This is a genomic window from Streptomyces sp. (genome assembly GCF_036566765.1).
In the GTDB taxonomy this organism is placed as follows: Bacteria; Actinomycetota; Actinomycetes; order Streptomycetales; family Streptomycetaceae; genus Streptomyces.
Map to the genome: position 1 here is coordinate 1 of NZ_DATCVQ010000161.1, position 11,113 is coordinate 11,113.

Annotated in this window: 11 protein-coding genes; all 11 read right to left on the reverse strand. The window is 71.4% G+C overall.

Features of this window, described 5'->3' with window-relative positions:
- Window positions 1-108: 108 nt before the first annotated feature.
- The gene (locus VIU94_RS08600) at window positions 109-786 is read right to left on the reverse strand and encodes a class F sortase (RefSeq protein ID WP_331909269.1); all 678 of its coding nucleotides are present in this window, start codon (window positions 784-786) and stop codon (window positions 109-111) included.
- 1 nt (window position 787) lies between these two features.
- Window positions 788-1,495 carry a PT domain-containing protein gene (locus VIU94_RS08605; RefSeq protein WP_331909271.1) on the reverse strand — a complete coding sequence of 236 codons (708 nt, stop codon included), beginning with the start codon at window positions 1,493-1,495 and terminating at the stop codon, window positions 788-790.
- Window positions 1,496-1,621: 126 nt separating this feature from the next.
- Window positions 1,622-2,401 (reverse strand): HAD-IIA family hydrolase, encoded by a 780-nt coding sequence (locus VIU94_RS08610; protein WP_331909273.1) that lies wholly within the window; start codon window positions 2,399-2,401, stop codon window positions 1,622-1,624.
- Between the two features lie 79 nt (window positions 2,402-2,480).
- Window positions 2,481-4,016, reverse strand: a complete 1,536-nt coding sequence (locus VIU94_RS08615) for an alkaline phosphatase family protein (RefSeq protein WP_331909275.1) — start codon at window positions 4,014-4,016, stop codon at window positions 2,481-2,483.
- 247 nt (window positions 4,017-4,263) lie between these two features.
- Complete coding sequence (locus VIU94_RS08620) at window positions 4,264-5,325, reverse strand: 2-aminoethylphosphonate ABC transporter substrate-binding protein (protein WP_331909277.1); 1,062 nt, start codon at window positions 5,323-5,325, stop codon at window positions 4,264-4,266.
- A 60-nt stretch (window positions 5,326-5,385) separates the two neighbouring features.
- Window positions 5,386-6,183, reverse strand: a complete 798-nt coding sequence (locus VIU94_RS08625; protein WP_331909279.1) for an ABC transporter permease — start codon at window positions 6,181-6,183, stop codon at window positions 5,386-5,388.
- On the reverse strand, window positions 6,170-6,973 hold the full coding sequence (locus tag VIU94_RS08630) for a 2-aminoethylphosphonate ABC transporter permease subunit (RefSeq protein WP_331909281.1): 804 nt from the start codon (window positions 6,971-6,973) through the stop codon (window positions 6,170-6,172). Before VIU94_RS08630 ends, VIU94_RS08625 begins: the two co-directional genes overlap by 14 nt.
- Window positions 6,974-7,118: 145 nt before the next feature.
- Complete coding sequence (locus VIU94_RS08635; protein WP_331909283.1) at window positions 7,119-8,171, reverse strand: ABC transporter ATP-binding protein; 1,053 nt, start codon at window positions 8,169-8,171, stop codon at window positions 7,119-7,121.
- Window positions 8,168-8,917 (reverse strand): phosphonatase-like hydrolase, encoded by a 750-nt coding sequence (locus VIU94_RS08640; protein WP_331909285.1) that lies wholly within the window; start codon window positions 8,915-8,917, stop codon window positions 8,168-8,170. The genes VIU94_RS08635 and VIU94_RS08640 overlap by 4 nt, the downstream gene beginning before the upstream one ends.
- A 5-nt stretch (window positions 8,918-8,922) precedes the next feature.
- Entirely contained in the window at window positions 8,923-10,059 is a 1,137-nt protein-coding gene (locus VIU94_RS08645; protein WP_331909287.1) for a TIGR03364 family FAD-dependent oxidoreductase, read from the reverse strand.
- 160 nt (window positions 10,060-10,219) lie between these two features.
- A complete protein-coding gene (locus VIU94_RS08650; protein WP_331909289.1) occupies window positions 10,220-10,984 on the reverse strand; it encodes a GntR family transcriptional regulator in 765 nt (254 codons plus the stop codon).
- Window positions 10,985-11,113 lie beyond the last annotated feature (129 nt).

Genomic DNA, 11,113 nt, shown 5'->3' on the forward strand with positions numbered 1-11,113 from the left:
GCCTGCGCCGGGCGCGCCGCACCCGGCCGCCAGCAGCGCCGCCGCCCCCAGCAGCACGGCCGCGCGGCCGGTGCGAATTCGGTGCATCCACTTCCCCTTGGGATCGGGTCAGGCTGTGGTGGTGGTCGTGACGGCGGTCAGGTAGGCGGAGACGACGACGTTGGCGGTGTACGTGCCGGCCTTCCGGTCGAAGGCGCCGCCGCAGGTGATGAGCCGCAGCTCGGCCCGGTCCGGGTCGTGCTGGCCGTACGCCTGCTTGGGGTCGAAGTGCTCGCGCGGGAAGACCTGCACGTCGTCGACGGTGAACTCGGCGACCGAGCCGTCCGCGCGGGTGATCCGGACCTTCGCGCCGGGGCGGACGGAGCTGAGGTCGTAGAAGACGGCGGGCTTGGACCGGGTGTCGACGTGGCCGACCAGGAGCGCGGCCCCGTCCGCGCCGGGCTTCGCGCCGCGGTCGAACCAGCCGACGGAGCGCGGCATCTCGTACGGCGGCGGGTCCACGGCGCCCGTACGGTCCAGGCCGCGCGGGACGACCGGGGCGCTGACGCCTATGGACGGGATGTCGAGGCGCTGCGGCTTCACCGGCTCGACGGGGCGGTGCGCGGGCGGCAGCGCGACGCCGAGCGGGCGGCCGACGGCGGCGACGTCGCCGGTGGTCGGCGCGGAGTGCCCGCCGGGGCCGGAGGTGGCCTCGCGGCCCCAGAGCCACAGCCCCAGGAGCAGGACGGCCCAGGTGAGTCCGGTCAGCAGCCGCCCGGTGCCGCTCGGGCGTTCGTCGGCGGACATGTCACTCCGCGTCCTGGCGGTGGCCTGAGGTCTTGCCGGCCGCGGCCCGGCGGCGGGTGTGGCGGAAGGCGACGGCCACCGCGGCGACGGCGGCCAGGCCGAGGCCGACCAGGGTGTGCGGGGTGCCGGGGCCCTGCTCCTCGACGGTCTCCCGCTCGGGGGTGTCCGCGTCGGGCGCGGCGAGCGCCGCGGCCCCGCCGCCGCCCGCGCGCACCGGGGCGACGGGGGTCTCGTGGTGCGTGGGCCGGTGGGGCGGGCGGTGGGTCGGCTGTTCGGTCGGCTGATGCGTCGGCCGGTGCGTGGGCTGATCGGTGGGGCGGTGCGTCGGCCGGTGGGTGGGCTGGTGCGTCGGCCGCTGCCGGTGCGAGACGACCACCGTGCCGACGTCGCGGTGGTCGTGGCCGTCGCAGGTCACGGTGATCCGATAGGCGCCGTCGTTCAGGCCCGACTTGAGCGTGGTGTCGCCGAACAGCGGGGAGTCGCCGCCGTCCCGGCCCGACAGCTCGGCGTCCGCGACGAAGGCCGGGGACTTGGCCGCGCCGGTCGTGCCCTTGCAGCCGCTGACCCGGACGTCGACGTCGGACCCGGGTTTGGCGGTGGCCGGGGTGACCTTGACCTTCACGCCGTCGTGGGCGTGCGCGACGGGGGCGAGGGCCAGTACCGCGGCGGCCGCCCCTGCGGCACGGAGAGCAATCGGACCTGAACGCATCGTGACCTCCTGGTACTGGCAGGTTCACCCGGTTCCGGCGTTTCCGCATCCGCAGGGGCCCGACCAGGGGATCCCCGGCGACCTCGACGTCTAGGGCCTGTCCGACCCTGATCCGCCGGACAGGCCCTAGACGCGGTCCACGAGGTCGGCGATGGAGTCGACGATCTTGGAGGGGCGGAACGGGAAGCGGTCCACCTCGTCCTTCGTGGTCAGGCCGGTCAGCACCAGGAACGTCTGCATCCCGGCCTCCAGGCCGGCCAGCACGTCGGTGTCCATCCGGTCGCCGATCATCGCGCTGGTCTCGGAGTGCGCGCCGATCGCGTTCAGGCCGGTGCGCATCATCAGCGGGTTCGGCTTGCCCGCGAAGTACGGGTCCTTGCCGGTGGCCTTGGTGATCAGCGCGGCGACGGAGCCGGTGGCGGGCAGCGGGCCCTCGATGGACGGGCCGGTCTCGTCCGGGTTGGTGCAGATGAACCGGGCGCCGGCGTTGATCAGCCGGACCGCCTTCGTCATGGCCTCGAAGGAGTACGTCCGGGTCTCGCCCAGGACCACGTAGTCGGGGTCGTGGTCGGTGAGGACGTAGCCGATGTCGTGCAGCGCGGTGGTCAGACCGGCCTCGCCGATGACGTACGCGGTGCCGCCGGGGCGCTGGTCGTCCAGGAACTGGGCGGTGGCGAGCGCCGAGGTCCAGATGTTCTCGACGGGCACGTCCAGGCCCATCCTGGCGAGCCGGGCGTGCAGGTCGCGCGCGGTGTAGATCGAGTTGTTGGTGAGGACCAGGAACGGCTTCCCGGTCTCCCGCAGCTTCTTGATGAACGCGTCGGCGCCGGGGATCGGCACGCCCTCGTGGATGAGGACGCCGTCCATGTCGGTGAGCCAGGATTCGATCGGCTTGCGCTCTGCCATGGGTGCGGGACTCCTGCCGTACGAACGTGCGAGGTGCTGGGGGCGACGCGACAGCGCTGTGGCGACGCCCCCAGATTAATCAGGAAGTGGCGACCTTGACCCCGTCGATCACCCAGTACCAGTTGTTGGACCCGGTGTAGCGGAAGCGGAAGCTCACGCTGGACGCACCGGCGGGCACGGCCACGGACAGGGACTGCGGCTGCGAGATCACGTCCGCGGTGTAGCTCTTGACCAGGGTCGGCGTGCCGCCGTTGAAGGACGCGAGGACCTGCGCGGTCTGGCTGCCCTCCTGCCGGTAGAACGTCGTGAAGTCGAGGGTGACCCGGGACGCGCCGGAGACCGCGTATGCGGGCGTGACCAGCGTCGAGTCGTACGTACCGGAGAAGGCCTTGTCGGACCACTCGTCCGAGTCGGCGACGGCGAACACGCCGCGGGCGCGGACGTTGAGCTCGCGGGACTGGTCGCGCTGGGTGCGGGACCAGAACTCGTCGGTGGCGAAGGACCAGCCGCGCCACTCGGTCACGCCGCCGGTGCCCATGGCGTTGTTGATGACCGACCAGCCGCTGGGCGCGGTGCGGGTGAAGCCGAGGACGCCGGCCGGGATGCCGGTCTCGTCGACGCGGCCGGTGAGGGAGGACTGCAGCGCGTCGAACGGGTCGGTGGAGCGCTGCTGGATCGGCTTGCCGTCCAGGCCCCAGGCCGGGTCGGGGGCGATGCCGAGCTGCTGGAAGACGGTGGCGGCGACGTCGACGAGGCGGGTGTCGACGGGCCGGGCGCCGGCGGCGATCCCGGGGCCCTGGGCGAGCACGAAGGTGCGCCGCTCCTCGATGGAGGAGCCGCCGTGGCCGCCGGCGTCGACGTGGCCGTGGTCGGTGGCGACGATGACGGTCCAGCGCTCGGTGGCGTAGGAGGGGCGGGCCTTGATCGCGGTCATCAGGCGGCCGAGGTAGCCGTCCTGGACGGCGATGGCGTCGAGGTACGCCTGGCTCTTGGCACCGGAGGTGTGGCCGACCTCGTCGGTCTCGCCGAAGTAGACGAAGAGGACGTCCGGGTTCTGGTTGCGCAGGATGTCCTCGGTGGCGTCGGTGATCACCTTGTCGTTGACGACGTAATTGTTGTTGTAGACGAGCTTGGCGTCGGCGCCGGGGGTGACGGTGCCGTGGGTGTCCAGCTCGGGCCAGTCGACGGCGGCGAAGAGCGAGAGCTCGGGCCGGATCTGGTTCAGGCGGGCGAGGAAGCCGGGGTACTGGCCGTAGTTCTTGCCGACGAAGGTGTTGTCCTTCACGCCGTGCTTGTCGGGCCAGACGCCGGTGGAGATGGTCGACCAGCCGGGGCCCGAGGAGGTCGCGGCCATCGGGTTGGCGTACAGCAGGGACGTGCCGTACGTGCCGTTCGCCATCAGCGACTTGAGGTTCGGCGCGTTGGCGGCGTCGATGCGGTCGTGCCGCAGGCCGTCCATGCCGACCACGAGGACCTTGTCCTTGCTGGTGCCGTTCGGGAGCGTGGGGGCGGCGGCGTGGGCGGCGGGGGCGGCGAGCAGGCCGGTCGCGGTGACCGCGGCGGTGGCACCGGCGGCGGCGAGCACGGTGCGGCGGGGTATGCCGTTCGTCGGCATGGGGGTTCCTCCATCGGGAAGGGACGGATGCGGGGCCGGACCGCATGCCAACGCCCCCGATTTCTCAGGGGCGTTGACCTGTTGAGCCGTTCGGTCCGTACCCGTTATCTTTCCGCGACACTCCGGAGGGGCGGAAGATACGTGCGGTGAACTCTGGGCGACACGTGGCGGGTCGGGCTCGGGCCGGGCGTCATTGGGGTGTAAGGCGCGGGCGCCACGTCCTCGCCGGCCCGGCTCAGGACGGGCGTCAGCTGCCCGTCGCGGCCTTCCAGGAGTCGACGTACGTCGCCAGGTTCTTGTCGATGTCGGCCCAGTCCGGCTCGAAGATCTCGACGCCGTCCAGCAGCTTCGCCAGCTCTATCGCGTTGGCGTCCGTCGGCTTGACGTCGGTTCGGGCCGGGAAGCCGCCGCCGATCTCGCTGACCTGCCGCTGCGCCTCCTCCGCCAGCATGAAGTCGAGCAGCTTCTTGCCGTTCTCGCTGTGCGGCGCCTTGTCGAGAAGGCCGGCGGCGTACGGCAGCGCGAACGTGGTGGGCTTGCCGCCCTGCTTCGCCGGGAACCAGATGCCCAGGTTCGGCATGGACTTGGCCTGCGCGAAGTTCATCTGGACGTCGCCGTTGGCGACCAGGATCTCGCCCTTGTCGACCTTCGGGGCGAGCTTGGAGGTGGAGGACGACGGGCCGACGTTGTTGGCCTGCAGCTTCTTCAGGTACTCCATCGCCGGCTCCTTGCCGCCGAAGTCGTGCATCGCCTTGATGACGACGGCGGTGCCGTCGCCCGCGACGCCCGGGGTCGAGTACTGCAGCTTGTTCTTGAACTTCCCGTCCAGCAGCTCCTCCCAGGTCTTGGGGGCCGCCGGCAGCTCCTTCTTGTTGTGGATGAAGCCGAAGTAGTTGTTGACGACGGAGGTCCACTTGCCGTCGGCGGACTTGTCCGCGCCGCTGACCTTGTCCGCGCCCGCCGGGGTGTACGCCTGGAGCAGCCCCTTGCCGTCGGCCTGCTGGATGAACGGCGGGAGGGTCACGAGCAGGTCGGCCTGGGTGTTGCTCTTCTCGCGGACGGCGCGCTGCACCATCTCGCCCGAACCGCCCTCGACGTACTTGACCTTGATGCCGGTCTTCTTCTCGAAGTCCTTGAAGACCTTGTCGTACCAGCCGTCGCCCGCCTCGCCCTTGAGGCCGTCGGCGCTGTAGACGGTGACGATCTTCTCCTCGGAGGCGGTGGAGGAACCGCCGCCGCAGGCGGTGAGGGTGACGGCGAGGGCGAGGCTGCCGGTGACGGCGGCGATCGGCTTGATGTACGTACGCATAACGTTGCTCTCTCCTGGCAGTACGGGGGTACGGGGGAAACTAGGGGGGAACCGGCGGTACTAGCGGTACGAGGCCTTGGTGCGGACACGGGAGACGGCGAGCAGGACCAGCAGGGTCGCCGCCATGAGGACCACGGCGAGAGCCGAGCCCGTGAAGAGGGAGCCGCGGTCGGTGGCGGTGAAGATCAGCACCGGCAGCGGCAGCCAGTCCGGCGGGTAGAGCATCATCGTGGCGCTGAGCTCACCCATGGACAGTGCGAAGCAGAGCCCGGCGGCCGCGTTGAGCGACGGCAGCAGGAGCGGCAGCTTCACCCGGAGCAGTACGTACGAGGGGCGCGCGCCCAGACTGGCCGCCGCCTGCTCGTACATCGGGTCGAGACGCAGGATGGCAGCCGAAACCGACTGGTAGGCGAACGCCGTGACAAGAATGGTGTGCGCCAGGATCACGATCCAGCGCGTTCCGTTGAGCAGAAACGGCGGCTGCGAGAACGCGACCAGGACGGCGAGCCCGACCACCACCGACGGCACGGCGACCGGCAGCACGAACAGCGCGTCCACCGCCCGCCGGCCCCGCTTGCCGAGCGCGGACGCCGCGAGCGCGGCCCAGGTCCCGACGAGCAGCGCGAGCAGGCTGGCGGTGACGGCGGTGACCAGGCTGGTGGTCAGCGCCTGGAGCGACTCGCCGCGGACGGCCGCCGAGTAGTGCTCGGCGGTCGGCCCGGACGGGAAGGCCCCGGACCAGTTCGTGGCGAACGACGCGGCGAGGATGACGAGCAGGGGCAGGGCGAAGAGCGGGACGAAGAGCACCGCGAACACGGTCCAGGCCGTCCAGCGGCCCGTACGGCTATGCACCAACACGGCGGCTGACCCCCCGGTACAGGGTGTAGAGGCCCACGGAGATCGCCACGTTGACGACGGCGACGACGCAGGCTGCGGCGTAGTCGGACTCGAGGATCGCCTTGCTGTAGACGAGCATCGGGAGGGTGGTGACGCCCTTGGCGCCGGTGAACAGGACGATCCCGAACTCGTTCAGGCACATGACGAGCACGAGGCTGCCGCCGGCCGCGAGCGCGGGCAGCGCCTCCGGCAGGATCACCTGCCGGATGATCCGCATCGGCCCGGCCCCGAGCGAGGAGGCCACCTCCAACTGCGCGGTCTCCAACTGCGAGAACGCGGCGAGCAGGGGGCGCATCACGAAGGGCGTGAAGTACGTGATCTCGGCGAGCAGCACGCCCCACGGGGTGGTGAGGAACTGGAACGGCCCGGACTCGGCGCCGGTCAGATCGGTCCACACCCCGTTGGCCATGCCGACGGTGCCGTAGAGGAAGAGCAGGGCGAGGGTGATCAGGAACGACGGGAAGGAGAGGAAGACGTCGATGAACTTGGCGACCGCCTTCCCCCCGGGAAACGGCACGAACGCGATGATCAGCGCGAGCACGAACCCGAGCACCAGACACCCGACGGTGGCCGCGACGGCCAGCCAGACGGTGGTGACCAGCGCGTCCCGGAACGACTCGGAGGCGAAGACGGAGGAGTAGGCGCCGGGGGCGAGCGACTCCTGGACGACGAGAGCGAGGGGGTAGAGAAAGACGACGGCGAGGGCGAGGACGGGAGGAAGAGCCCAGAGAACAGGCCCCGTTGTGGGCATCCGTTCCTCCCCCGGACTCCGTCCGGGAGGTGCCCCCAGGGCGGAACGGGTGGGCACAACGGAACGGCGCCTTTGCGGGCGCCTCCGCCCCGTGTCCGTACCCGCACCCCGAGCGCGGTCCGCTTGCATGACCGGTGCGGACGACTCACCCATCGGTGACCCCCGCCCCCAACAACACCGCGTCCTCCGGCGCGAAGTGCACCGTGACCTCGTCGCCGAGCACGGGTGTCTCCCGAAGCTCCCTGACGTCCGCCTTCACCCGGTGACCGCCCACCTCCACGTACAGCCGATGCGTAGCCCCCCGCCACTGCACCTCGGCGATCCGCCCGCGCAGCGCGTTGGGCCCGTCGCCGAGCCCGACGAGGTGCGGCCGTACGCACAGCGTGGCGCGCGCCCCCGGCGCGGCGTCCGCGGTCGAGACGCTGAGCGCGACCCCGTCGAGGCTCACCCCGCCCGCCCCCACCGTCACCGGCAGCAGGTTCGCGTTGCCGACGAAGGACGCCGTGAACTCCGTACGCGGCCTGCGGTACAGCTCCTGCGGGGTCCCGCAGTCCTGCAGCCGGGCCTTGTCCATGACGGCGATCCGGTCGGCGAGGGTGAGCGCCTCGACCTGGTCATGGGTGACGTACAGGATCGAGACGTCCGGCAACTCGCGGTGCAGCCTGGCGAGTTCGGCGAGCATCCCGGAGCGGAGCTGCGCGTCGAGCGCGGAGAGCGGCTCGTCGAGCAGCAGGACGTTCGGCCGGATGGCGAGGGCCCGGGCGATGGCCACGCGCTGCTGCTGTCCGCCGGACAGCTCGCGCGGGTAGCGCCGGGAGTAGGCCGCCATGCCGGTCATCTCCAGGGCTTCGGCGACCCGCCCGGGGATCTCGGCCTTGGGCGCCTTCTGCGCCTTCAGGCCGAAGGCCACGTTGTCCTCGACCCGCAGGTGCGGGAAGAGCGCGTACTGCTGGACGACCATGCCGATCCCGCGCTTGTGCGGCGGGAGGGCGGTGACGTCGCGGTCGCCGAGGAACACCCGGCCGGAGCGGGGCCGGACGAACCCGGCGACCGCCCGCAGCGCGGTGGTCTTGCCGGAGCCGGAGGGCCCGAGCAGGGCCATGACCTCGCCGGGCTCGACGGTCAGGTCGAGGGAGTCGAGGACGGTGTGGTTCCCGTACGCGACGGAGACGGAGTCGAACCGGATGCCGCTGGTCATGCGTCCGACTCCCTGACTTCCGACTCCTTGACTTCCGACTCCCTGACTTCCGACTCCCTGATGAGCGCGGGAAGTTCGGCGACGGAGGCCAGGACGTGCGTGGCGCCGTGCTCCTTGAACGCGGGCTCGTCGTGGGCGCCGGTCAGGACGCCCGCCACGATCCCGGCGCCGGAACGGACGCCGCTGAGCATGTCGTACGAGGTGTCGCCGGCGACTGCGATCTGCCGGACGTCGTCGACGGCGCCGGTGCGCAGGAAGGCGGCGAGGACCATGTCGGGGAACGGCCGGCCGCGGCCGCCCGCGTCGGCCGGGCAGAGGGTGAGGCCGACGAGGTCGCGCCAGCCGAGTGCGTCGAGGATGGCGTCCTGGGTGACCCGGGCGAAGCCGGTGGTGAGGACGACGGTCCGGCCCTGCTCCTGGAGGGCGGCGATGGCCTCGGCCGCGCCGGGGATCGGGGCGATGCGCCCGCCGTCGACGAGGGCGCCGTACGCCTCCTCGAAGGCGAGGTTGGCCTGCTGGGCGCGGGCCTCGTCGCCGCCGAGGAGGTGGCGGAAGACGGAGATCTTGGACTCGCCCATGGTGGCGCGGACGTAGTCGATCATCGTGGCCGGGTCTTCGCCGAGGCGCTCGGCGGCGGCGTTGAAGGCCTGCTCGACGAGGCCGCCGTCGGCGACGGTGGTCCCGGCCATGTCGAGCACGACGAGGTTGTACGGGTTCTTGTGGTTCACGGCGTCCATCGTGTTCATGGTGTTCACCAGCCCAGTTCGTTCGCGGTGGTCTCGGCGATGGCGGGCGAGCAGGTCATGCCGCGGCCGCCGGGCCCGGTCACCAGCCAGACGCCGTCGCGGACCTGCTGCCGGTGCACGACGCGGGAGGTGTCGGTGCACTGCGCGTACACGCCCGCCCAGCGGCGGCGGACCTTCGGCAGCGGGCGGCCGAGGAAGGACTCGACGACGCGGGTGAGGTGCTCGTAGGGGTCTTCGAGGGTGTCGAAGGCGAAGGGGTGCTCGTACTCGTGGGTGTCGCCGATGGTCAGTCCGCCGTCGCGACGCTGCACCATGAGCAGCTGCATCTTGTGGTCGGCGGCGATGGTTTCCTGGGCCTGGGCGGCGTTGAGGGCGTCCAGGGCAGGGGACTTGTACGCCGGGTAGTACCGGAACGAGTCGGCGTCGGCGACGGAGGTGGTGAGGGCCTCGCCGAGCGGGTCGGTCTGCATCATCTGCAGCCGCACGCGGCGTACGGGGACCTCCCCGGCGATCTCGCGGACGAGGCCGGAGAGCCAGGCGCCGGTGCACAGGACGACGGCGTCGCCGGTGTGCACGTCGCCGTGGTCGTCGCGGACCGCACTGTATCCATTTCCTCTGGCGCCGATGACGTCGCGGACCTCGCGGTTGGGCAGGAAGGTGTACTTCCCGGTGGCCAGCAGGGCCTGACGGAGGGCGAGTTGGGCGGTACGCGGCTCGACGGCGGCGTCCCGCTCGCACCACAGGGCGGCGTTGAAGTCGCCGCGCAGGGCGGGGTTGATCGCCCGGGCCTCGTCGGCGGTGAGCAGCTTGTAGCCGCGGGCGGCGGCGTCAGGGCGGGCGAGGGCGGCCTCGGCGACGGCCAGTTCCAGGTCGTTGCGCACGGGGGTGAGGGAGCCGTTGGCCCGGAAGCCGAGCTCGGGAACGCGGGCGCCGATGCCCTCCCAGAGCTCGCGGGCGCGCAGCGCGGTGTCCAGCTCCTCACCGCCCGCGCGGCCGCTCACCCATATCTGGCCGAAGTTGCGGAGCGATGCCCCGCGCGCCTCGGCCTCGCGCTCGATGTGTACGACCTCATGGCCACGGTCCACTGCGTGCCAGGCGTGCATGGTTCCCACCACGCCGGCTCCTACGACGATCACCTTCATGCCGGAAACGGTCCTGGGAGTCGGTGACCCGGACGAATCGCTGGGGCAACGGGAGGGTGAACGAGCCGACAAGCTTGGACCAGACCCGTTACCTTGTCGTGACCAAAAGGGGTCGAAAGAAGCCCACATTGATCGGGATTAAGCCCGCCTCAGCCCTGTTTCAGCCCTGTTTGCCCAGATGGGCGCTGAAGCTGAACCGGTCGCCGCGGTAGAGGGTCCGTACACGTTCGAGTGGCCGGCCGGCGGTGTCCCGGGAGATTCGGTGAAGGAGCAGCATGGGGAGCGCGGGCGGGGTGCCGATGAGGAGGGCCTCGCGGGGCGTCGCGAGGACGGTCTCGATGCGCTCGTCGGCGTCGCCGAACTCGATGCCGAGGCGGTCGTGGAGATAGGCGTAGAAGGAGGAGTCGGGGTCGAAGTCGAGGTCGAGGCGGGGGGCGCGGGCCTCGGTGACGTACGTGCTCTCCAGGCCGACGCGCTCGTCGTCGGCGAGGAGCACGCGCTCCATGTGCCAGACGGTCTCGCCGCGCACGGCGCCGATCTCGGGGGCGAGGGCGTCGGGGCAGGGGAAGCGGTCGAGCGAGATGAGCGCACGACCGGGCCGCAGCCCCTGGCGGCGCACGCCTTCGGTGTAGCTCGCGAGCGAGAGCGGCTGCTCCAGCTTGGGCCCGGCGACGACGGTCCCCCGCCCCTGCCGCCGAAGCCGCCCTTCGAGCAACAGCTCGCGCAGCGCCTGCCGCACGGTCTCCCGCGACACCTCGAACCGAGCGGCGAGATCCCGCTCGGTGGGCAACAGCCCCCCTTCCCCCAACTCCTCGACGAGCACGCCGATTTTCGCCTTCACGGCGTAGTACTTGGGAATGCGCCCATGCTCCGGAATGCCGAACCGGATGGGAGCGCCTGGTGCCTGGTCGTTCGGGTAGTCCACGAGGTGATCGTCGCAGACGGGCATGAACGGGAAGGTGAACGCGGGGTGGCGCGGGGGACGCCGCGGGCCCGGCGCGGGTGCGCTTGCGGCCGTCAGCGGGGGTCGCCGCGGCGGCGGTGGCGGCGGGCG